This window comes from Ignavibacteriales bacterium (genome assembly GCA_016700155.1).
Taxonomy (GTDB): Bacteria; Bacteroidota; Ignavibacteria; order Ignavibacteriales; family Ignavibacteriaceae.
On sequence record CP065001.1, the window covers coordinates 3,989,580 to 4,014,514 of the forward strand.

The 24,935-nt window shown below is 37.6% G+C and carries 17 protein-coding genes; 5 read left to right on the top strand and 12 right to left on the bottom strand.

The window, feature by feature from the left end; all coding sequences use genetic code 11:
* Window positions 1-45 precede the first annotated feature (45 nt).
* From IPM56_16790 to IPM56_16805, 4 genes are all read right to left on the bottom strand, one after another.
* Window positions 46-438: a T9SS type A sorting domain-containing protein gene (locus tag IPM56_16790; GenBank protein QQS38338.1), complete on the bottom strand. Its 393-nt coding sequence runs from the start codon at window positions 436-438 to the stop codon at window positions 46-48.
* 1,199 nt (window positions 439-1,637) lie between these two features.
* Window positions 1,638-2,789 carry a helix-turn-helix transcriptional regulator gene (locus IPM56_16795; GenBank protein QQS35877.1) on the bottom strand — a complete coding sequence of 384 codons (1,152 nt, stop codon included), beginning with the start codon at window positions 2,787-2,789 and terminating at the stop codon, window positions 1,638-1,640.
* Window positions 2,790-2,839: 50 nt separating this feature from the next.
* The gene (locus IPM56_16800; protein ID QQS35878.1) at window positions 2,840-5,485 is read right to left on the bottom strand and encodes a T9SS type A sorting domain-containing protein; all 2,646 of its coding nucleotides are present in this window, start codon (window positions 5,483-5,485) and stop codon (window positions 2,840-2,842) included.
* 475 nt (window positions 5,486-5,960) lie between these two features.
* Entirely contained in the window at window positions 5,961-6,332 is a 372-nt protein-coding gene (locus IPM56_16805) for a T9SS type A sorting domain-containing protein (protein QQS38339.1), read from the bottom strand.
* A gap of 1,370 nt (window positions 6,333-7,702) precedes the next feature.
* Between IPM56_16805 and IPM56_16810 the strand changes: the two genes are divergently transcribed.
* On the top strand, window positions 7,703-8,752 hold the full coding sequence (locus IPM56_16810) for a DUF2911 domain-containing protein (GenBank protein QQS35879.1): 1,050 nt from the start codon (window positions 7,703-7,705) through the stop codon (window positions 8,750-8,752).
* Window positions 8,753-8,827: 75 nt separating this feature from the next.
* Here IPM56_16810 and IPM56_16815 read toward each other — a convergent pair whose 3' ends face one another.
* From IPM56_16815 to IPM56_16835, 5 genes are all read right to left on the bottom strand, one after another.
* The gene (locus IPM56_16815) at window positions 8,828-9,988 is read right to left on the bottom strand and encodes a T9SS type A sorting domain-containing protein (GenBank protein ID QQS38340.1); all 1,161 of its coding nucleotides are present in this window, start codon (window positions 9,986-9,988) and stop codon (window positions 8,828-8,830) included.
* A 37-nt stretch (window positions 9,989-10,025) separates the two neighbouring features.
* Window positions 10,026-11,258, bottom strand: a complete 1,233-nt coding sequence (locus IPM56_16820; protein QQS35880.1) for a PQQ-like beta-propeller repeat protein — start codon at window positions 11,256-11,258, stop codon at window positions 10,026-10,028.
* 253 nt (window positions 11,259-11,511) lie between these two features.
* A complete protein-coding gene (locus tag IPM56_16825) occupies window positions 11,512-15,234 on the bottom strand; it encodes a T9SS type A sorting domain-containing protein (protein ID QQS35881.1) in 3,723 nt (1,240 codons plus the stop codon).
* Window positions 15,235-15,267: 33 nt separating this feature from the next.
* Window positions 15,268-17,607, bottom strand: a complete 2,340-nt coding sequence (locus tag IPM56_16830; protein QQS35882.1) for a M28 family peptidase — start codon at window positions 17,605-17,607, stop codon at window positions 15,268-15,270.
* A gap of 125 nt (window positions 17,608-17,732) precedes the next feature.
* The gene (locus tag IPM56_16835) at window positions 17,733-18,350 is read right to left on the bottom strand and encodes a thioredoxin family protein (protein ID QQS35883.1); all 618 of its coding nucleotides are present in this window, start codon (window positions 18,348-18,350) and stop codon (window positions 17,733-17,735) included.
* A gap of 157 nt (window positions 18,351-18,507) precedes the next feature.
* On the opposite strand from IPM56_16835, the gene IPM56_16840 reads away from it, so the two are divergent.
* Window positions 18,508-18,891: a DUF2203 domain-containing protein gene (locus IPM56_16840; GenBank protein ID QQS35884.1), complete on the top strand. Its 384-nt coding sequence runs from the start codon at window positions 18,508-18,510 to the stop codon at window positions 18,889-18,891.
* Here the strand turns inward: IPM56_16840 and IPM56_16845 are convergent, their stop codons facing one another.
* From IPM56_16845 to IPM56_16855, 3 genes are all read right to left on the bottom strand, one after another.
* Window positions 18,892-19,314 (bottom strand): hypothetical protein, encoded by a 423-nt coding sequence (locus IPM56_16845; GenBank protein QQS35885.1) that lies wholly within the window; start codon window positions 19,312-19,314, stop codon window positions 18,892-18,894. It lies immediately after the preceding gene.
* An 82-nt stretch (window positions 19,315-19,396) separates the two neighbouring features.
* Complete coding sequence (gene serC, locus IPM56_16850) at window positions 19,397-20,500, bottom strand: 3-phosphoserine/phosphohydroxythreonine transaminase (GenBank protein ID QQS35886.1); 1,104 nt, start codon at window positions 20,498-20,500, stop codon at window positions 19,397-19,399.
* Window positions 20,501-20,581: 81 nt separating this feature from the next.
* A complete protein-coding gene (locus tag IPM56_16855) occupies window positions 20,582-21,829 on the bottom strand; it encodes a DUF1015 domain-containing protein (protein QQS35887.1) in 1,248 nt (415 codons plus the stop codon).
* A 219-nt stretch (window positions 21,830-22,048) separates the two neighbouring features.
* Here IPM56_16855 and IPM56_16860 point away from each other — a divergent pair, with 219 nt between their 5' ends.
* From IPM56_16860 to IPM56_16870, 3 genes are all read left to right on the top strand, one after another.
* Window positions 22,049-22,849, top strand: a complete 801-nt coding sequence (locus IPM56_16860; GenBank protein ID QQS35888.1) for an alpha/beta hydrolase — start codon at window positions 22,049-22,051, stop codon at window positions 22,847-22,849.
* 12 nt (window positions 22,850-22,861) lie between these two features.
* Window positions 22,862-23,509 carry an HAD family acid phosphatase gene (locus tag IPM56_16865; GenBank protein ID QQS35889.1) on the top strand — a complete coding sequence of 216 codons (648 nt, stop codon included), beginning with the start codon at window positions 22,862-22,864 and terminating at the stop codon, window positions 23,507-23,509.
* A gap of 759 nt (window positions 23,510-24,268) precedes the next feature.
* A complete protein-coding gene (locus IPM56_16870) occupies window positions 24,269-24,664 on the top strand; it encodes a T9SS type A sorting domain-containing protein (protein ID QQS38341.1) in 396 nt (131 codons plus the stop codon).
* Window positions 24,665-24,935: the final 271 nt, after the last annotated feature.

The following is a 24,935-nucleotide window of genomic DNA, read 5'->3' on the forward strand; positions in this document are numbered from 1 at the left end:
CTGTGTTAATCAGCTCCATCAGTCTGATCTGTGTGCTATTTGTGTTTACTTCAGCAATATCATCTTTTTAGTTTCAGAAAAATTCCCTGCGTGCCCGCCGCCAGGCGCGGCAGTTAACTTATAATAATAAACACCGCTTGCCAAGCCTTCTCCGTTGAATGTCACTTCATAAGTTCCTGCGGGTTTTTCTTCATTCATTAATGTTGTTACTTTACTTCCTAGCGCATCATATACTGCTAAAGTTACCATACGCTGAGACGGGGCATGCCCCGTCTCTACATCGGAAATACTGAATTTAATTTTTGTTGTTGGGTTAAATGGATTTGGATAATTCTGATTCAACAAAAAACTTTTGGGTAATGGAGATTCTAAACTACCGACAACATCCGATACAACTTTCGGTAAAGACGTTCTTCCTGGTCCGCCATAAACTCCCATATCATTTCTTAAAGTTCCTAAAGAAGGCAACTCAGCATTTCCCGGTGAATTAATATCTTCAGGATCATTATAAACTGAAGAACTATCTCCCGCATCAATGCAAAGTGAGCCCTGCAGCAGATAAAAATTTGTCGTATCAAAAAGAGGATTTTCATTAATGTTCCCTGTGCCGTTGTATCCACCCTGAACATCATTATATGAAATGCTTGCGGATGCAGAAGTCAGTCTTAACTGCGGATTGACAGGCGCTGTATTACCCCAAAGAATATTGTTCTTCACAACCACATTATTTGTTCCCCATAAAAATACTCCGCCTCCGTTAGTTGCGGATGAATTATAAACAATAGTATTGTTCACTAACAGTTTTACTTTATTCTGAAAATGATTTCCAAGAATCCAAACTCCTGCTCCTGCATAGTCTTCACCTCCGCTGTTCCTTGCAATAATGTTGTTTGTTATTACCGCTCCGGCATAATTTAAAACTATTCCTCCTCCGTATCTTCCCCTGTTCTCAACAATTATATTATTTGCAATGGTAGGATTTCCATCACCGCAACGGATGCCTCCGCCTCCGGCACTGGTAAGTCCGGTTTTGTCATAAGCATCATTATCCCTGATTATGTTAAATAAGATTCTTGGTGCCCAGTACTGAATAAGTATTCCTCCGCCTTCCCTGTAATAGCTGCCAAGATTATGTTCGTCTTCCCACGAAGTTCCTTTCCCGCCTGTTAAAGTGAATCCAATTAATGCGGCGGATGTATCAAGTGATGATGATTGATCAAGCTTGTACATTAAAACACAACTTGCCGAGTCCGGGTTTGATGGCTGACTGCCATTTATGATTGTTTGTTCTACATCTTCAAAGTTCCCGCCGAAAATAAATTCACTTGCTAAAGTAATCCCCTTTCCGCGAAAATTGATATTTTCAAAATATGTTCCTCTTGAGACGACAATAGTATCACCTTCCTGGGCATTATCAATCGCTGTCTGAATATTGTTAAAGTCTGCAGGTACATGGATTATATCTGCTGACAGCGAACTAAAGAATATCCCAATTAATGAAATCGTAAGAATAATTTTTTTCATAGAAGTTCCTTTTTTTGAAGCCAACATAATCCTTTGAATATACAATGTCGTTCGGGTTCAGGAATCAGAACGATTTTATATAAAATGGATATTACATTTTAGTTAAGTGGTTTTTATTGTAATTGAATGGTAAGGTTTTTAAGCCTGTATTCAGTAGGTGTTTGCCCGGTATTCCGTTTAAATGCGGTATTAAAAACAGATTTTGAATTAAACCCGCATTCGTATAAAATTTCAAGCACGGTCATTTTAGATTTTGAGTGATCTGAAAGAATAGTTTTCGCTTCACGGATACGGTAATCATTAACAAAATCATAAAAATTTTGATTGAGGTTCTGGTTAATTATCTGGGATAGTACTTTAGGTTGAACTTTTAAAGATGCGGCAAGATTACTCAATGTCAGTGTCGGCTCAAGGTGCGGCTTTTCATTTTCCATATAAGCCAAAAGCTCTTCAAGATACTCCTCGCTTCTTTCTTTTGTTAAAGCAGAATTTTCATATTTAACTTTTTCAATAGGTGTTTGCAGCGTATCAAAATATTGCGGTTGTTTAAGTCCGCGGTACATGATCAGTATTGCAAATACAAAATTAATTGTCAAAGAAATAAGTGATAGCCAGTTACTTATGAGATTGGTAATCAAATAATTTCTTATCAAAACATAATGAACAAGATCAATGAACCACATAAAAACGAATGCCCATATCACGAGTTTTAACCATGATAATTTTATTGTATCAATATCCGAATACGAGTTCTTGATAGAAAGCTCATGCTTTTTCAGTATGACAATAGACAGAATCAGATAAATAAGTATCTGAGTGTTCATTACCTGATTGAACCAGAATCCTAAATTCCCCGGAAATACATGCCCCGTTTGCAGAAGGTTTATTTTTTCTTCAAGTGGTTTTAAATGAAATAATAAAAGAACTAATACGATATAAAGAAGTGATGGCAGTAAATGAAGAAAGAATCGTGAAGTTATTTTATATCCGGGAATCGTCACTGACTTTGTATAAAAGTAAAGAAGCGGTCCAAACAGAAACCCAAACGTAGTTCCCCAGAATAAAAAATTCACAAATAATTTCAGGTCAACAAAAAGATAGTGTTGTATCAAAAAGCCGGCAATAAATAATGCATTTGATACAAGGAATATTAAAAGTAGTGAATGGCTTAAGTCTCCCTTTTTTCTCAGCATCAAAACAAACCCTGCAAACAGCAGTAGCTGGAATGTTGTAATGATGGAAACCATTCTTATAAGTTCAGCCATAAACTTATGTTCTTATTATTCTATTTTATTAAAACTTGTCCTCCGCAGTGTTAACGCAGGAGGATCATTTTCTTTGTTTGAGTATACTTCCCTGCTTGCCCACCGCCAGGCGTGGATGTCAATTTATAATAATAAACTCCGCTTGCCAATCCTTCTCCGTTGAATGTCACTTCATAACTGCCGGCAGGTTTTTCTTCATTAATTAATGTAGTTACTTTTTTGCCAAGTACATCGTAAATGTTTAGTGTTACCATTTGTAGAGACGGGGCATGCCCCGTCTCTACGTCAGAAATACTGAATTTAATTTTTGTTGTCGGGTTAAACGGATTAGGATAGTTTTGTTCAAGAGTAAAATTATTAATTGCAGAAGAAGTGCTTTCAACATTTGTCACTGCATTAAGATCTATTTTATACATCGACCTTCCATACGTACCGGCAGCAAGATAATTTGCTGTTGGATGAATTTTTATATCACCTATTGGAAGAACAGGCAATCCTTCACCAAGCACTTCCCAGCTTGCACCGGTATTGAAGCTGACATACATACCAACATCGCTTCCAAGATATAACCTGTTCGCATTATTGTTATCAACTGCAAAAGCATTTACGGGAGCGTCAGGAAGATTGCTGCTTATATCTGTCCAGTTGCTTCCTTTATTTGTACTTCTGAAAACATGCGGCTGCGGGTCTCTCCATTTCAATCCGCTGAAAGTTACATAAACTATATTTTCATCATTCGGATCGACAACAACTCTTGTAACCCATCTATCAGGAAGTCCATCTGAAATTTCTGTCCAGTTTGTTCCATTGTTTGTGGTAACCCAAACGTGTGCATCATCTGTTCCGACATAAATTACGTTTGTGTTTGTCGGTGCTACTGCAATGGTTGTGATTGTACCAAGTCTTCTTCCGCTAACCCAATCAGTAAGTGCCGGACTAATTTTTGCCCACGATGAAGCTCCGTTAGTTGTTCTGTATAAAAAGTTAGTTCCGTAATAAAGTTTTGTTGGTGTTACAGGATCCATAATTACAGGCGTTGACCAATTGGTTGGTTCGCTGGATGATACTCCGTTTAATACATCATAGTTCCAGTTGAAGCCTCCGTCAACAGATTTTCCAAGTCCGCCGTTTTGTGATTCTGCATAAATAATATTCGGATTTGAATGGTCGACGATTACATAAAATCCATCGCCGCCGAAAATGTTCTGCCAGTTACTTAAGCCGCCGTCCTGAGTTCTGTTCGTTCCGTTATCCTGTGTGCCGCCATATAATTTTTGCGGATTATTTGCATCAAGTCCAATTTCATAAAACTGAGTCGCTGGTATATGCGCCGCATTTGACCAATTCACTCCGCCGTCAGATGAAATATTTATTCCGCCGTCATTTCCATTTAAAATATAATTAGGGTTTGTTGGATGGAACGCAAGCGCGTGATGATCAACATGTAAATGATCCGGTCCGCCATATCCATAAATTATCGGCCAGGTAGTTCCACTGTTTGTTGAACGCATAAAAGCGACGTCCATCACATATACTGTGTTGGGGTTTGTCGGATGAACTCTAACCTGACCAAAGTACCAGCTGAATCCTGCAGTTCCATCCTGAAGTTCCCCGTCAGTATCAACATCAATCCAGCTATTTCCGAAGTTTGTAGTTTTAAACAAACTTATAATGTTACTTCCATCACCATATAAAGCATAAACAATTTCAGGATTACTTTTACTTATTGATAAACCAATTCTTCCCACATTTGTTGAAGATGGATCAGGAAGTCCTGATGTAACTGGTGACCAGCTATCACCGCTGTTTGTTGTTCTGTAAATTCCGCTTGAAGGTCCGTAAAGATGTGAAGAGTTTGGTCGCCTTACTCTTTCCCACATTGAAACCATTAGCCTGTCTGGATTATTCGGATCGATAACAATATCAATTGCGCCTGTTGAATCGCTGATAAATAAATTTTGTTCCCATGTACTTCCGCCGTTTGTAGATTTATAAATTCCTCTTTCAGGGTTAGGTGAAAAGTAAGAGCCGACAGCGGCAAGGTAAATGATATTTGTATTAACAGGATGAACAATGACTCTTCCGATTGAAGTTGTTGCTGACAATCCTAAAAAATTCCATGTTGTTCCGGCATCCGTTGATTTGTAAACACCGCCGCCGGGAAAATTATTGTGACCGCCATTCGATTCGCCAGTTCCAACATAAATAATGTTCGGGTTGATCGGATCGATTGCAATATCTCCTACGGTAAGAACCGCAGCTTCATCAAAAACAGGAAACCACGTTACACCCGTATCGGTAGATTTAAACACTCCGCCAGTGGCGAATCCCGCATAAACATTGTTGGGATTAACCGGATCAAATTCGATATCAACAACTCTTCCGCCGATATTGAAAGGTCCCGCAAACTGCCATTGAACTGCAGTCTGCCCTTTACTCAATCTCTTAATTCGTGTTTCTTCAGCCAATAACTTTGCCTGTTGAATTGCATTTACATAAGCATCAGCATCTGCTTTATAAAAGGGATAAGTTCGTTTGATGAAATCCCACTCCGACGGTCTTTGATCAGGACCCGGTTCTTCACCTGTTGAAAGAACTATTTCGTTTCTATTTTTAAGTGTCGTTGAATCGTTCCCCGAAATAAAAAGAATTGAAATGAGGGCAAGAAGGAAAATCACCTGTAAAAAAATTTTCATAACGAACCTTAGGATAAAATTATTGGATTAATGTTTGAATATTCTTTAGTGGAAACATAATCAAGTTTGGGACTTTACTCAACGGTATAAATAGTGTGGTATATTGTAAATGTCACACTGAGCCTGTCGAAGTGTGACATTACTAGTAATGTCAAGCTTCGGCTTCAAGAGGCCAGGTATGCTACTTTGATGAAAAAAATAGCTGTTCCATAAGTGCCCATCCCATCAACCTGTCCGTTAGCTATTTATTATCAGGCTTATGATGATGGTTATGAAACAGCCATCTGCTCTGCATTTGGAGGACTATTATTTCAGTAGTGACCTAATTTCACACTTAGTCATTCCGAACTTGTTTCGGAATCTATTCAACCGAGGAGATTCTGAAATAATCCGCCGCAGCGGACAGAATGACAGTTTGTAATTTGAGCCTTCAGGCGAAATTAGGACACTGCTTTTTTTCAGGCTATTTCATTAATCATCTTAACAGAATCATCTTTTTTGTTTCTATAATGTTGCCAGCTTGTAATTTGTAGAAATAAACTCCGCTTGATAATTGAGAGGCATTAAACTCAACTTCATAAGTGCTGGCGGGTTTTTGTTCGTTGACCAGAGTTACAACTTCATTTCCAAGCACATCATAAACGCGCAGCAGCACGTGCGCCTGGGACGCATAATATGCGTCTCCCACAACGTATTTTATTTTTGTTGTGGGGTTGAATGGATTGGGATAGTTCTGAAGTAATTCAAATCCACTCACTATTTCGTTTTGAGCTTCGTGAATAGAAGTTGGTGCATCATATTTTAGTTTGAGGGAAGGATCACCAAGTATGTTAAGTGATTTTTTCATTTCATAAAAAAACCCTCCCGAACCATCAAAGAAATTCAAAAGTTGTCCAATGGATTCATCTGGAAGCGAAAATAGATTCTGGGCTATTATCCGTTGCATGTTTTGATATGTTGACCACCATGTTAAACCGCTTATTACCAGACTACCTATTGATCCTGCATTTTCAAGGTACAACATTTCATTACTTATTGTTGTGTTTGTATCGACTATAGCAGATTGAGTCATCAAAATTGAAAAGAAATATTTCCCATCATTCAGTAGTAATGATAGATCATTTAAACCAAAATAATCTTCTCGATTAAGAGATGAATCTTTATTCCGACCCTCAAACCACAAAACGGCACAGCCTGCGTTATTTACATAATTGGCGATCGAATCTTTATTTCCATAGAAAATTGAAGTGTCTACATCAGCAATAATTTTTTTATCAATATAAGTTGGTAAGTAAGCCGATAGTGATTGAGCTGTCCCTACAAAATTAAATACAGTATCATCTCCACAAACAAAAAGTACATTGTTATTCCACTCCTGCAAAGTTGAATTACTTTCATACTGTATAACTTTATTCAGATACTTTGTTAATTCGTTCTCACTCTTACAGGGGATTCTTCCAACATAAAAATCCGTTGCTACCGTATCTGGTTCGTAAATACTTTGTGTGTAGTAATAGTCTGTAAAAAATCTCCACTCCCCGGAACTTCCTAGTTGAGGGTTATCAAAATTCGGAACCATTGTAGTTGTACCCGCAATTAAGAAATAAACAGGTCTGGGCTGCTGCCAGTAAGTTCCCGCATAACTTATAAATGAACGGATGTTATCCTGTTTTGTTGAGTCTTCAAAAAACTCGGCGTAAATAGATGTTGTATCCGTTACGAGTACACTAAAATCAAAAAGTGTTTCTTTGTGATTTTTGAATTGCTGAAATGACTGAACCAGTTCCGGCGTTGTGATTACTATATAATCATACTGGTTCATTGTGTCGCGTAGTGTAACTGTTTGTGAATAGATCGTGCCCAGAAAAAGAAAAACAAGAAGCCCGGTTATTTTCCTCATATCTCCATCCTTATGTTTTGTTTCCGGTTACCCTCATCGCCGGTGGACGCAAAGCATGCGTCCCCAACTTTATTTTCTTAATTGTAAAACTATGCAGGTTCATAAATCAAAAAAAGAGGAAATAATTTTGCGTTCATTTAACAGTGACTGCATTTTTTTGTTTGGTCAGTTTTTAAGGGAAAAATCCGTGTATTACTTTAACTCGCTTTTCTCTTCAAACATCAGGCAATTGAACCACTCATAAAAATTGTTGCCTGTCGACAAATATTTAATCCTACTTTATTTCACACACCAATAAAAAATTTTAGGAGGGATGTATGAGGTATTTTTTTAAGTCCGTTTTTTATGTGTTCTTGTTAATGTTCCTGGTAACATCTATTGAAACATTCTCTCAGCCGCAACTTACCTTGCCGGATGCCAGTCAATCCGCAACTGTGTCACAGCGTATCGGGTTGACAGATATATCAATCACCTATAACCGTCCGGGAGTAAAAGGAAGAAATGTGTTTGGAGAGCTTGTTCCGTATGACCAGGTATGGCGAGCCGGCGCAAATAAAAACACAACAGTTTCTTTCAGCACTGATATAATGGTTGAAGGGAAAAAACTTTCTGCCGGTACTTATGGTCTGCATATGATTCCGTCAAAAAATGAATGGACAATTATATTCAGTAAAAATAATTGGTCGTGGGGCAGTTTTAATTATGATGAAGGTGAAGACGCACTGCGCGTTAAAATAAAACCACAAAGCGGTGAGTTCACTGAATGGCTTCAATATACTTTTGAATCTGCTGATCCTAACTCAACAATCATTGCATTGAACTGGGATAAAACAAAAGCCGGGTTTAAAGTTGAAGTTGATGTAAAGACACAGGTTCTTGCAAGTTTCAGAAAACAGTTTGATGACTTGCCGGGATTTTTCTGGCAGCCATGGAACCAGGCAGCAAATTATTGTCTTCAAAATAAATTTAACCTTGATGAAGCACTGACCTGGGCTGACAGATCAATAGGTATAAACCGAACTACTCAAAACCAGGTTACAAAAATTATGCTGCTGGAAGAACTCGGGAGAAAGAGCGAAGCGGATCAACTTAAAGGAACAGCATTTGAAAACGCAACAGAAGCTGATGTAAATGCGGCGGGCTACCAGTTTTTATTCGCAGGAAAAATTGATGATGCGATTAACGTATTTAAAATGAATACGGAGAATCATCCCGATTCGTGGAATGTGTGGGATAGTCTTGCAGAAGGATATATGAACAAAGGCGACAAAGATCTTGCGACAAAATTTTATAACAAAGCGCTTGGTATGGCTCCCGAAAATCAAAAGGCGAGAATTAATCAATTACTTGGGCAGTTGAAGATGTGAGTTCACTTAATATTTCATAAATATAAAACCCGCCCACAAGAGCGGGTTTATTTTTTTACATCGCATAAACTGAAATCACTTCATCAAAACCATTTGCTTTGATTCACGGAATAAAATACTATTACCATTGCTTACTGTTATGGTATATATGTAAACCCCGCTGCTAAGTGATTCTGCATTGAACTTAACCTGGTATGTTCCTTCGTCTTTTATTTCATTTACAAGTTCTTTTACTTCCCGTCCTAACATATCATAAACTTTGATTACCACATTTGATCTCTCTGGTGTTGAATATTCAATTGTTGTAGAAGGGTTGAACGGATTGGGATAGTTATTTATTTGAAAATCATAAATTATATTTTTTGAACTAATTAGTTTTTCAGGACTTTGCCCGTCGATGTTAGCAACAACAGTATTTGTTGCCTCACTTTCACTTTCGTGGATTACAATTGCCTTAACATAATAATACGCATTTGTACCGCCTTGTATAAAATCTAAAGTAAGTTCTGTGTCATTATAATAATATTCATCAAAGTCTGTAGTTGCAATAGGATCAAAAGTTGCTGTACCGTATTTCCGATAAACACGGTAGCCAACAACATCGGTTAGAGTTGGATGTGGACCCCAAACAAGTTTTGGATGATTACCGATTTGGGAGGGGATTAGAACTAAACAGTTTTGCCAAAAATTTTCTAATAAATTGTTGATAGGATAGGATTCATTAAATATTTCCCAAATAGATATTAATTCACCATTAACTAATTCAGTAAATTGTGTAATATCTGAGGCAATACCAGCAAACCAATAATATTTATTTATATCTGACCTATATTTAAGGGAAATATCATAGTTATAGTTTCCTAAAATGGACAATCTATCATCTCTATAATCAATGTAGAAACAGGTATTACTATCATCACAATGCACTTTATAAAGTCCGAATCCAATAACGGGATATTCATAACCTTGTGGACTTGAACCTCCTTCATTAGATTTAATAAAATGCCAGCCCCCACCTCCGCTATTTGTTCGATTACCCCTAATCGGAAAAAATGTATTGATGATGTTATCTCCATTATTGGGATCAACTGTATTAATATTATAATATTGATCCCAAACGACACTTACAGCATCAAAATGGTGAATTATTAAATGATTAGAATTATCTGCCAATTGATGAACATAAATCTCAACTGCGGGTGGTAATTCTTGTGGAAAGAATGGAATGGAATACATTATTATAAGAGTGCAGCAGAATAAGATTTTCATTTTATCACCTTATTGTAATTATATGTGATGATTTCCATGTTGGGACAAAAAGTTTTGAAAAACCAAGGGCAGGCGAGGAACCACTTCCATTATTTGTAAAATTTATTTCTGTTTGCCATGCGATGTTCCCGTTTTTAATCGCCAAAATTCTACTCAAACCATTTTGATTTTCACAGACTATCACAGTACCTGATTCATCACATATAATCGGTGACCAATTAAACTCATCTAAGTCTAATTTCCATTTCAGATTTCCTGAATAATCAAGTGAGTACAAGGAATCCAGCGCAAAATAAATATTGCCCTCGACATCAATCGTTGGATCAGCATTACCGAAAATATAATTGTTCACACCAACCTGATAATCAAAATACCATCTAATTTTACCATCGTTGGTTATTGAGAAGAAGAATGGTTTTAAAGAATCTACCAATGATGACTTACAAAAGAGATAAATATTTCCTTGTGAATCAATTACTGGAGTATGCAATACTTCGGAGTTACCAAATATCCATTTGATACTCTGAGAAATCAAATCGAGCGCTAATAACGATGTACTGCTTTGCCCGGGAAGATACATCGTTCTGCCATCCGGAGATATCGAAATAGCAACACCGGAACTTGGATTAAATCTGGCATCATGAATTTTCCATAAAAGAGTTCCGGTAGAACTAACTGCATTTAAATTACCTCCACCATCAATCACATAAAGATTTCCTTCCTTATCAATATTTAAGGTTGTTTGCCATACTGGAAAGCCCAAATTATAAGTCCATTGAATATTCCCTTCACTACTAAGGCTATATAAAATACCTTCCTGACCAGAAATACAATATATGTTACCGTTATTATCTATAAGTGGAGTTGTATAAATATTCTCATTCCCTAGTTTTACCTTCCAATTAAAAATTCCATTGATGTTATAAGAGTGAATATAACCTGGCATCGAAGAACAAAAATAAATATTTGAATCAGGTGAAATCGAAATTCCGGTAAAGAGGTAGAGGCTATCAATATAAAAATCAATTGAGCCATTAATTAAAATACGACCTTTGTATCTGCCTGTGTTTTGTGGATCGTTATGATTCATCGGCCAGGGACTATCAGCAAGGCTTGGCCAGGGTATATCTTCCTGCCAGCCGGGTGGATTATTTTTTGGCGGTGGAGTTACTCCGTTGTCTTTACAACTTAATTGTAAGATTAGTAAAAGAAGGATTGGTAAAATTATTTTTTTCATTTTCCCCTCTGCTCCTTTCATAATATGATGTGTGATTTAGTGAGGTGTTGAAGGCAAAGCAAAGATTTTATGACACTGTAAATACCCGTATATGTTTTGCAAAGCCAATCACCCCCATTTTATTATTGGAACCTGTACAAACGTACTTCAGACTTGTTTTATTGTCAACATAAAAAACATATTTATTTTTTAGCAATAAAAAACCCGCTAAGTAAAGCGGGTTTTTATTACTTCTCTTTTTTCGACTATAGTTTTACTTCATAAGTAGCATCTTATGCGTTTGGCTGAAGCTGCCGGCTTTCATCGTATAAATATATACACCTGAACTTAAGCCATAAGCATCAGTATTGAAATCAATTGTATAACGTCCCGGTTCTTTGTTTTCATTTACAAGTGTTGCTACTTCGTTGCCGAGTATGTCATATACTTTTATTGTTACCGGCACTCCGGACGCATAATATGCGTCCGCTACTGTGTAGTGAATTTTAGTAGTTGGATTAAATGGATTAGGATAATTCTGCGACAGTGAAAATTCTTTAGGACCTGTTACATCAACTTCTACTGCGTTGCTGTAATTTACTGTGCCGTCAAAGTCGATTTGTTTCAGTCTGTAAGAATATTTCCCTGTAACTACTGACTTATCAACAAATGAATATGAATTCACTTCTGTTGTAGTTCCTTTACCTTCAACACTACCAACCATTTTCCATTCCTGGTTGCCTACTGCCGATTGCCTACTGCCTACTTCCCTTCTCTCCACTTCAAATCCCCTATTATTCGTTTCACTCGCCGTACTCCAGTTAAGTACCACATTATCATCTTTCTGCTCTGCACTGAATGTTGCAAACTCAACGGGAGTTTCATTTGTTATTGTCATATGAACAGGCACAACAATGTTTGTGTGAAGCGGATCGTTGGTTGTTATTTCCATATCCATTGAGTAATCACCAAGTGCAAGATCATCAGTAGTAAATGTTAATTGTATATCAACTGAATTTCCGTTGTATATCCTTCCTTCATAGTTGTTTGATGCAAGCCAGTCCGGTTCCGCAGAAAATTGAAGAGCGAGATTGTTCTGAAGGTAAGCTGCGTTCCTGACAACCTGCAATCCATCATTACCTTGGAGATTTTCAATACCGACTGTGCAGGACGTAACAGTTCCAAGTATTGAATTGTAGTACAACATTATTTTCCCGCTCTTGTAAAGAACTACCTGGAAAGTAAAAGGTCCCGTACCGCTGAAGTAACCGGGCCAGTCTTTATACTGAACAATGAACTTATCTGATTCAGCTTTGTAATAAACTTTACCCGTGGTTTTACCGTCAAGATCATCCCACAAAGGAGCTATTAAATTATTTGGAATCGCCGTACCAGGAATGGCTGCGTTTGTCATTCCCGCATCAGTAATATCTGTAAATGATATGAAGCCATTGGTGCAGAAATAAACCTGCGTATACTGAACACCATAATACTTAAAGCTGAACCCGAGATTAAATGGTCCTGCTTTGCCTTCATCAGTCGCAGTGTAAGTACTTGTTGCAATCCAGTTATTTACGAGCGTACCGGTCGCTGAAATATCATTCCAGATATAATCCGGTCCTTCGGGGTCGTTGCTGTCAATCCATTCATACCCGAACGTATCAGGTCCGCCGCTTCCCCTTTGCGATGTTCCGTAGAACTGCTGTTTAAAATTCTTATCCGAACTTTCTTCAGCGTTTTTATTTTTTTCAACAACTTTTGCAAGTACGTTTCCGGGAAAAGTATTATTAGTAAAAGTGATGCTGTAATCAAGTGTTGAACTGGTTGACGAAATATTTGAAAGTGATATTATCTCTGTGTGAATGGTATCAGGTAATATCAAGCAATTCAGCGAGTCAGGATTAACGGACATTAACGGCGCATCCCAGGTTATGATTGATGGCACATTAGACATTGTGGATTTATTGCCCCAGATATCAGTTGCTTTAATTGCAACGTAATATGTTGTGTTGAAACTTAGATTTTTCAATTCATAACTTTTTGCAATCCCGGCTGAATCAGGACCGCCCGGAACAATTATCGAGGTTGCATTTTGAAAATCAACCTCAGTAATGATAGGACTGTTAGAATATCTTAAATCATAACTGACAACACCGCCAAGTGATGAATCAAAAGGTGATGTCCAGTTGATCATAACTGAGTTTGATGTCGGGTTTGCAGCAGCAAGATCAGTTATCTGTTCAGGTGCTGTTGAATCAGGAAGAAGACCAAATGTAAGCAGCATGGTACAGTCGCCAAAAATATTATACTGTTCCATCAGCTTTAATCCTTCTCCGGAACTTCCGCCCCATAAATCCATTGCGTGCATCAGCCCGTTAAAGCAAACACCGCCGACTGATTTCATCTCCCTGGTTGTTAACAATGATACACCATGATTCTGCATATCACATGGAGGAACCCAGCTTGCATTTGTCGATGAACCATACACACCTATAGCGCCTTTCGGGTTTGCCATATCGCCTGCTCTTATCCAAGCTTCTTCCATACATTCGGTCATTGTAAAATCACCGTTCATACAAGCTACATCAATTATGAAAGGATTCTTATAGCCATTAGCAAGCTGATGAATTGTGCTTACACCAAATCCGGTTGTACTCCAGCTTGTGCCGGAACCGTGACCGATGTAATTAATAATGCTTCTTCCATTATTAACCGATGTTGTAACCATGCTTGATGTTGCACCCGGATCATAAATTTCATCAACTTGTGTGAAGTACATGTCTTCGATCAACATTTCTTTTAACCAGCCTGCACGCGTATAGTCCGGTGGCGATCCTTCATTACTTGCAACACCGACTCCCTTTAAATACCATGTTGCTGCCGGACCGGTATCTGGAAATTTTTCATAACGGATAAGTTTGTTAAGTACATAGTCCAGATTCGTCGCTGATGAAGGTGATATTCTTGATATGAACGCATCAGGATATGCATCTGTTCCTGCAAGTTTAACATAACAAGGATCAGACGGCGCGCCTTCATATTGCCCGCTGATTGTAGGTATCTGGTTAGATTCACCGACAAAAATTATAAAGGTTAAACCTTCAGCAGAGTTATATAAATTCTGTATATAACTTTTTAAAGCCGCGGTTCCTGTTCCGGTTGTTGTCGGATATTCTGCTGTAAGGGTCTGTAATCCTCTCTCCTGTTTCCACTGAACAAACGGAGTTATGTTAGAAGCAAATGCAGTCGGATAAACTATAAGCAGTCTTCCGTTTTCCTGCAGCGGAACATAATCATAATATGAAAAACCAAAGTTGATAAAGAGTGAACTGTATATGCTTGAAAATTCTTTACTTATTCCTGTTAGCTGTCTGGTTCTTTGTAATATATTGTGAGCCGCAACATTTGCATCAGAATAAACTTCGACAACCATACGCGTACATATTTTCAGTTTACCCTCCGCAGGATTATACTGCATCGGGTTGAACTGAACTGTCTGTCCTCTCAGATCACGAATGATGTATGGTTCATCAAGCAAAATATTATTTTGCGGATACCAGCTATTTGACTGATAAAACTCACTGAATGTATAAGCCACAGTGGAGGGGTCGATATCCCTGGTTATATGTCCCTTTGATGGCGCTACTTCTCTTGTAACAATTGTGTTGATGTCCTGATCAATTACCCTGAAGTTCATTCCGGCAAGATCGGGAATAACAATACTGACTCTGTGAGTTGGTAATTGGGGCAAGCCTTTTTCCATAAGGAATATGCTGCCCGGGATGTAGTAATCAACAAATTCTTTTCCATTAATTGTCGATGAGTACGTTTCATAATTGTTTACAACAAACTCAAGAGTTGTCGATGTTGGTGTAGTGCCAATAACATTCACTGAAATACCCTGCGGGTTATTTCTTTGTGCAAATGAATTATTGAAAAGAAAAGTCAGCATCAACACTACTAAAAATTTTGCAGCTTTGTTTAGAATATTTTTCATAAAATTTTTCTCTGTAGTTTCTGATTAAGAATTTTATTTTATCAATATCATCTTCTTTGTTGAATAAAACTCACCTGATTTAATAGTATAGTAATAAACTCCGCTTGAAAACGATGAACCATCAAAATCAACGGTGTGTTTACCCTGTTCTTTTTCTTCACTTACCAGCGTTACAATTTCACCTCCGAGTAAGTCGAATACTTTCAGTTCAACAAAATTCTTAACCGGTATGGAATACTGAATTTTTGTTACAGGGTTAAATGGATTAGGATAGTTCTGTTCAAGAGCAAAAACTGACGGTGCTGCAAAGTTCACTTCGATTGAGTTATAAATTTTTGAAGTTCCGTCAAAATCTTTTTGAACTAAACGGTAAAATGAAATTCCGGTTACCGGATCTTTATCAACAACGGAATAATGTGAACTTGAAGTAACTGTTCCGTTTCCTTCAACATAAGATATTGTATACCATGAATTTTCATCTGTTGATCTTTGAACTTCAAAGCCTGCATTATTTAACTCGGATGCTGTTGACCAGTTTAAGTGAACTTCATCATTAATAACTGCTGCGGCAAATGAAGTAAGTTCAACAGGTACTGATGAGTATGAAATAATTTTTATGTTATCAATAAACCATCCGTCAAAAACCTGGCTGCCGTCTGAGCGGAATAAAAATCTGAGCAAGATTGTCTGTCCGTTGTAAGTGGAAAGATCAATAGATTCAGTAACCCATGTTGATTGAACAGCATCATACAATGGCTGTCCGCCTGGCTGAAATGATCCTGTTCCGGGATTTGTATACAATCCCTGCTGCGGTGTCCATGTACTGCCGGAGTTTGTTGAAATTAAAACCTGTCCGTAATCCCAATCAGTTTCGATATTCCACTGAGTATCAAATTCAAGTATTGAGCCGAGAGAATTATCAAGCACAATTGGAAGACTGTATGTTAATGTTGCTGTCAGATTGTTTGTGTAGTTACCTGAAGGCGATTCATTAAATGATGTAGGCGGAGAAACAAATTTTGTTGTTGCAAGTCCCCAGGCTGAACTGATCGTCCAATTAGTAGTTGTGCTCGCATTGTCGTTAAGCGAGTATGTTATTGGCGCAACATAGAACGCGTAAAGATTTAACGGAGGAGTACTGCCGGGAGGATTATATCCGCCGCCGCCTGCTGGCAGAGTTGTTACTATTGATGAGTTGGCATCCTGTGCTGCAATATAATATTGAACAACTGTTCCAAGCGGCTGAGCCGGAATAGTAAAATTATATGTTGCACTTAGTGTCGCTGGTGTACCAACAATTTCATTAAACTGTGAAAAAGAACCGCCGCCGGTCTTCGTTCTGTAATAAAGTCTTGGTGCTGCGCTTCCTGTTCCGATAGTTAAACCGGTTGAGATAAATGCGCTTGTATTAATTGGTTGTGAAATATCTGTCGATGCAATAGGTGAGTGCTGAATTGTCAGATTAAGATTAAGTGCGAATGATACCAGCGTACCAATTGCCAGCCTTGACATCTTAAGGTAATATGGATTATTAAAATGTATAACAAGATCATTTACCGTGTGGTAGTATGGATGAAAATCATTATCATCTTCAATAATTAGTATGGCACCGTAACCGTGATCTAAGAATGATTGATGATCACTGTACGGTTCTGCCGGAACGACATCAAGATCAAGATTGATTCCGTACACAAGATTTACTTCCAGCATTTTATCTTTTAATAAACCTGTATTTGCTATTGAACTGTTATGAACATCTGCATTGCCATCATTGTTGCCGTCGTAAGCAATCATATCCATGTTTACTACACCAAGTATAGAATCACCTGCATTAGCCGCCTGAGTAGCATAATATTCGCTGCCTATCAATCCCTGTTCTTCTTCATCCCATAAAGCAAAAACAATAGTGAACGGGAAAGAATAATTCTTTAATACCCTTGCCGCTTCAATAACAGCCGAGGTACCGCTTGCATTGTCATCCGCACCAGGCGCAGTTGTACCGCTTGGCATATCGTCATAATGTGCGCAGATAATATATTTTTGATTCGGGAATTCTGTACCTGTTTTGACTCCGAGAACGTTTTTCCCGGTTGTACTGAATGACTGAATAGTTGTAGTCAGACCATAATTCTCAAGCTTCTGTTTTATATAAGTTTCAGCGAGTGAGTTCCCCGGCTGGTTTTTGTGTCTTGAGACAATCGTTTGAGATGTTCCATTAATAATAGTCGGAACATTACCGGAGAGTTCGCGCACAAAATAAACTAATGAATCCTGACTTACAGAATTCAGTATCTGTTGAACTACCGGTGATTGTGGGAAAATCTGAAAAGCAAACAGGAATGTGAAAAACACTGATTGTAACAATCGTTTCATAAACTACCCCGTAAATAATATTTAGTACTTAAAGTTTCTGGTTAAAACTTAAGAACATTTTACGATAAAGACCATAAATAAAATTTATTTATGCGGGTTGTATCAGTGAAAACAGCTTTTTTGAACTAAATCGTCAAGGCATCCATTCTGATTTTTGCGAGGATCTCTCTTTCGATTTCAATTCCTTTATTCTGTGCATACCATAAGTGAAGTTTTACAAGCCATTCGTCTTTTGTTAATCCTTGTGATTTCAGATCTTTGACAAGTTTTTCGACAACTTCCGGACGCGAACCCCACCTTAATAATTCTTCTCCTGCTTCATCAAAAATCACCAGAACAGGAATACTTCTTTTATTGTCCTCAGTTACATACAAATCCATAATTTCAGAATTTTCATCACGAAGAATAATCTTTAAGTCAATCAAAGTGTTTGCCGAAGCAATATTTGCTAATACCGGAATAATTTGTGCTGAGTCTCCGCACCAGGGCTCGGAGATTATCATCCATGTTTGTTTTTCATTTATCTTACTTATTTCCTCTGCCATTTCTTCTGATACAGAAAAAGTTTTTTCAACTCTCTTCATTCTCTGTACATTTAGTTTAAGCATTGAGTGCCGGTGAGTTTGTATTTCATTTGCGTCTGCGGGCAATATTTTTACACTGTCATCAACTGTGCGCTGAAAATACTGATTATAAGTAAGACCATTAGTTTTAACTGAATCCAGAAAGAATGGACGCCCCATTAAATATCTCCTTGAATAAAAGAATAATTTTTCTGTTTAGTTAGAGACAAATATTTCATTAAGGATTCAGAAATAGTTCCGAAAGATTTTTTTATGAACTTTTTTTATTACACATTAAGTTTATCTTAACATCGTTATTTGAATACACATTTGATTTATGACAACCGAACTAAAATATTTTACAGTTTCTGAAGCAAACAAAACTCTCCCTCTGGTAAAAAGGATTGTGCAGGATATTATTCTTGCCAGCAGTGAATTAAAACTTTTTGCGGATGAGATTGGAAAAAATCCAGAGGAAGATCCGAGAGTAAAAAAATTAATTGCAGAGATAAACGGATTTATAAATGAACTTGAAGAAATCGGGTGTGAATATAAAGACTGGAATTTTACAATCGGTCTTGTTGATTTTCCTGCAATAATTGATGGAGAAGAAGTTCTCCTCTGCTGGAAGAGCGATGAAGAAGATATCAGGTATTATCACAAACACGAATCAGGATTTGCCGGGAGAAAACTTATTCCCGAACAGTATCTTAATGAATGATCACTCTTCCGTAATTTCAAATGAAGCTGCCGTAGTTGCAGTCTGATTATTGTTCACATCCTTCACATTAAAAACCACATTATATTTTCCTGCAGCATAAGTTGAGTCAAGTTCAAATTGTGCTTCGAGTGAAGTGTCGAGCACTTTCTCATTGTTGTTAAGATCTTCTACGCGGGTTATTAGTCCCGCAATTGTATCACCGGATGGTGTTATCAGATCGACAGAAAAAGCTAATGACGCTTTGAACATTTCATTTTCTTCGACCTGCAAAAATCCTCTTACCTGTGCAGAAGCATTCACTTCCCAGGTATCACCAATATCAAATGCAAAAGCTTCGGGATTAAACGCTTCAAGTTTTAAATCTTCTTTGCCGCAGCTTATTAGCGTCAATCCGGTGAGTAATACAAAAAATATTTTTTTCATCCTTAACCTTTTTTTTCATAGTGTGACTAAGTGAGCTAAGTGCCTTAGTGGTAAAACTTCACTAAGGCACATAAAATAATATTTATCCGTTCTTCTTCTGGAAATCTTTCATGAATGAAACAAGATCTTCAACGCCTTTTGTCGGGAAAGCATTATATATAGAAGCTCTCAAACCGCCGACAGAACGATGCCCTTTAAGTCCGCTGAATCCGGCTTTAGTTGCTTCATCGATTAATTTTTTCTCAAGATCAGGAGTTGCAAGATTGAAGGTAACATTCATCAATGAACGGCTTTCTTTTTCAGCGTGACCTTTATAGAAACCACCGCTGTTATCGATTGCATCATAAAGTATCTTTGCTTTGTTTTTGTTGATCTCATACATCTTATCAAGTCCGCCTAAACCAAGAAGGTGTTTAGTAACAAGCTTTATAATGTAAATACCAAATGTATTTGGTGTGTTATAGAGGGAATCATTCTCTGCCTGGATTTTATAATTCAACATTGTGTGAAGCGAATCCTGGCTTCTTTCAATCATATCTTTTCTAATGATAACAAGAACAACACCGGATGGACCAATATTCTTCTGTGCGCCGGCATAGAGTAAAGCATATTTACTTACATCAATTTTTTTATGGAGAATGTCAGAAGAAGCATCGCAGACAAGCGGAACATTACCAACTTCCGGTTCGCTCATCCATTGGGTTCCGTAAATTGTATTGTTTGATGTGAAGTGAACATAGGATGCATCAGCATCAAGTTTAAGCTCACTCTGTTTTGGAATACGTTTAAAATATTTATTCTCGCCTTCGCCTTCTTCTGTAGTTGCGGCAACGTTAACTGTTCCGACTCTCTTTGCTTCTTTAATAGCTTTCTTCGACCAGCTTCCTGTTGAAATGTAGTCGGCTTTATTCTTTGGCGGCATTAAATTTAAAGGAATCATTGAGAACTGAAGACTAGCTCCGCCTTGTAAAAACAAGATGTGGTAGTCATCTGAAATATTAAGAAGTTTTTTAATTCCGTCTTTTGCTTCTGCGTGAATTGCGTCGAATGTTTTTGAACGGTGAGAAATTTCGAGAATTGACATTCCCACACTGGGCAATGTAAAAAATTCTTTTTGTGCTTCTAATAAAACTTCTTCCGGAAGAATTGCCGGACCAGCACTGAAGTTATAAATTCTTTTTTCCATGATGTTTTTCCTTTGATGTTTTGACTTTCTTAGTGAATCTTAGTGTTCTAAGTGTCTAAGTGGTAAAAATAATTCGGTCACTCAAATTAAATGCGTTAACAAACCATCTCTCAATTTCGGTTCAAACCATGTTGATTTAGGAGGCATAATCTCGCCGGCATCTGAAATATTCATAAGGTCATTCAGGCTTACAGGATAAAGTGAAAATGCTACTGCAGCCTTGCCTCCGTCAACTAATTTTTCGAGTTCTTTTGTTCCGCGAATTCCTCCGATGAAATCGATCCGGGTATTTGTTCTCGGGTCATCAATACCAAGCACAGGATTTAATAAAAAATTTTGAAGTACGCTTACATCCAACTTTTCACCAACCGACTTTTCTAAAGATAAACTTGCAAGGACCGAATCACGCGCGCTCAACAAGTACCATTCTTTATCTAAATACATACAGAACTGCTTCTGAACAGATGGTTCTTTTACAGAAGTTTTTGTCACTTCAAATTTATCGCTTACAGCATTTAAGAAATCATCCTTGCTCAATCCATTAAGATCAAACACTACACGGTTGTATGGAAGAATTTTCAACTGGTCTTCAGGGAAAAGAACAGCAATGAAATAATTATACTCTTCATCACCTTTGTGATTCGGATTTGCTTTCATCTTTTCTTCTTTTGCGCGGCTCGCGCTTTTTGCACGATGATGACCATCAGCGATATAAAGTTTGCTTACCTTTTTAAATTCGTTGACTATCAACTCATTGAGCTGCTCGGGCATAACCCAAACTGTGTGCTGAATTCCATCAGGCGCAGTAAAATCATATTCGGGTTTTACTTCTTTAATTGTCTTATCAACAAGTTCATTAACTGATTTTACTCCGCGATAAGTGAGGAACACAACTCCTGTTTGTGCTTCAGTTGTAATAATGTGATTTGTTCTGTCGTCTTCTTTTACCTTACGTGTTTTTTCGTGTTTGAGAATTACATCATTGTCATAATCATCAACAGAAAATGTTGCGCAGATACCGGTTTGCGATCTTCCATCCATTATCAACCTGTAAAGATAGAAGTGTGGTTTATCTTCGGTTGTTAACGGAGCTTCTTTAATTATTTTGTTAAGATTTTCTTTTGCCTTCAAATAAATTTCTTTGGAGTAAACATCTTTAACTTCGGGCAGATCAATTTCTGACCTGGTGATGTGTAAATAACTTAACGGATTTTCTTTTGCAAACTCCGATGCTTCCTCCCTGTTAACTACATCATAAGGAACGCTTGCTACAAGTTGTGCTTTTTCTTTTGTGGGTCTTAGAGCATTGAAAGGTCTGATAATAGCCATTATGAAAAATCTCCTAAACTTTTTTTTGTGCTGGGTTTAAAATCTGTAAAAATTGTACAATTGTCCATTTAAACCTGATGAAAATTACTCTAGAAAATGGTGCTTTAGTTTTGAATATCGCATTTAATCCAATTTATGGTTTATTGCCCGATTTTTGCATTATTAAAAACTATAAGTATCTTTTCGATAATTAATATATTTCAATTTCATATGGAGAATATGAGAAACGCGGTTAAAAAACTTTCCGCCGGTTTTAAAAGACGCGGGAGTGATGGAAGCATCAAAATAGTAGGGGATATAAAATTCTTCGATGATTTCGAATCAAAATTCCTGCATAACAAAAGAAGAGTGTTTGTATGGCTTCCTCCTGCATACAAAAGTAACCCGGATAAAAAATATCCCGTGCTCTATATGCACGATGGTCAGAATCTTGTCGATCCTAAAACATCTTATGCGGGTTATGACTGGAGAGTTGATGAGACTGCAACAAAGCTTATAAAAAATCACAAAGTAAAACCATTTATCCTGGTCGGCATAAACAATACGAATGACCGGCTTGACGAATACAGTGAAACAGAAAAAGGAAGAAATTATCTTCAGTTTATCGTTAATGAACTAAAACCTTTTGTTGATACGAATTTCAGAACTATGCCGGACAGGATTAACACTGCAATTATGGGTTCATCAATGGGCGGGTTGATTTCTTTTCTTGCTGTCTGGAATTATTCCGATGTGTTTTCAAAAGCGGGATGTATGTCCAGTTCATTTTATTATCACAATGATCATGCAATAAATCTTGTTAAGAACTATAACGGAACAAAGAAGGACATAAAAATTTATATCGATCATGGGGAAGATGGGATAATACGTGGTCAGCAAATGTTCTGCGCGCTTACACAAAAGGGATTTGTTATCGGGACAGACCTGGATTATTTCTATTCGCCCGGTGCTGAACATCATGAAACCGAATGGGCTAAAAGAATGGAACGCCCGCTTAGATTTTTTTTCGGAACAAAATAAACTTTTATAAAAATGAAACTAACATCGCTGTTTTTGTTTGCTCTGATTTCATTACTTTTTTTTAATAACGGATGCTGTCCTTCAATTCAAAATGTTGAACATGTTAAAAGGTTAGTTACTCAATATTATGAGTCCGGGCAGTACGAAGCGGAGTTGAAGGAAATCCTCGATGATGCGAAAGAGGATATAGACAAAATAATTCCCGCGAATTTATCCGCAGTTATTTTTGATGTTGATGAAACGGCTCTTTCAAACTTCAAGTACATGAAACAGTATGATTATGGTTATGAAAAAAATATCTGGGATGAGTGGATAAAAAAAGCTGAGGCAGAGCCGATTGTTCCTGTCAGGGATCTGTACAGTCACTTAGTTAAAAAAGGATTCAGGATAATTTTTTTAACAGGAAGAAGAGATTATCAATACCAGCCCACCTACGATAATTTGTTGAGCGCCGGTTATACAACATTTGATACTCTCATCACACGTTCACAAAGTGAATATAAATTACCCGCGGGTCAATACAAGACACAGGTAAGAGCATCACTTGTTAATAAGGGTTATACAATTGTTGCAAACTTTGGTGATCAGCAGAATGACGTTGACGGCGCAAACAGCGGAATAGCAGTTAAACTACCCAACTACCAGTACGGGGTAGAATAAAACTTAATAATTTCCCATTTAGTACACTGTTTCAATGGGACTCTCGCTTCCCTTTCATTTTTGTTTTCATCTCCTTATACTAAAATCAAAAAAGGAAATACAATGAGGAAACTATATTTAATCCTGTTTCTGTTGGTGATATCTGTTATGTCATTCGCGCAGAACCAGAGAAAAGCACTTGTTGAAGTGTTTACAAATTCGCATTGCCCGTTATGCCCGGCCGCACATAACACACTTGATAATTATTTGATGAACAGTCCAAACAGCGGGAACATCAATTACATATATTATCATATGATCTATCCTTACAGTACCGATCAGCTTTATATACAAAGTGCGGAAGGATCGGCGGCGAGACATACATTTTATAACCCTGTTGCAGCAACACCGCGAGGATTTTTTGACGGCGCGATACAAGGATCAACTTCAGGCTGGGGCAGCTCACTTGATGCACGCATTATGATGACGAGTCCGCTGACGATAAGTTTGAGCGGAACGAGAGATGAAAATGAATTTAACATTTCCGCAGAAGTGACAAGGACCGGAGATATTTCCGATAGCGATTTAAATATTTATTTCGTTGTTGCGGAAGATGTGTTTTATGCCGGGAATAATGGAATACAAAACCACAAACACGTGATGAGAAAAATCTTACCCACAACTACCGGAACACCTTTTACAATTAATCCTTCTGAAACAAAAACTGTTGGACAGAATATTCCACTGGAAGCATTGTGGGATGTTGATAGTCTGCACGTAATGGTTTTTATTCAAAGCAATACTTCAAAGATGGTTTACCAATCTGAAATGATAAGTTATAACCAGTTGACTGTTACCGAGGTTGATGATGTTATTGATGTGCCTTCCGGATTTATTCTTGAACAGAATTACCCGAACCCGTTCAATCCAAACACAAAAATACGTTATACTGTTGCGTCAAATGTCACTGGTCAAATGTCAAAGGTGGTGTTGAAGGTTTACAATTTGTTAGGGAACGAAGTAGCAACACTTGTTGATGAATTCAAATCCGCAGGAAGTTATGAGGTTGAGTTTCAGTCGGCAGTCAACAGTCAGCAGTTGGCAAGCGGAGTTTACTTTTATAAACTGCAAGCAGGTTCGTTTGTTGAGACGAGGAAGATGGTTTTCATGAAGTGAGGATGATTGTTGCATTGATCCATTATTGGCTTGTTGGTTTATAAAAATGATATACTTTTTCAAACTTTGATCCCGAAGGAACAGGTTCGACAGCTTAAGAAATTTTGCCCCCGCAGAATGAGATAGTTCTGTGTTGCCCCTCAATTGCAGAAGGGCTTTTTTATTGGAAACTGTCAGGGACTAGTCCGAGACAACCGGGAAAAGTTCTACTGAAGGTGTAGTTTCTGGTGTCGTGAACGTTGTCACACTTCGATCCCAAAGGGAAAGGCAT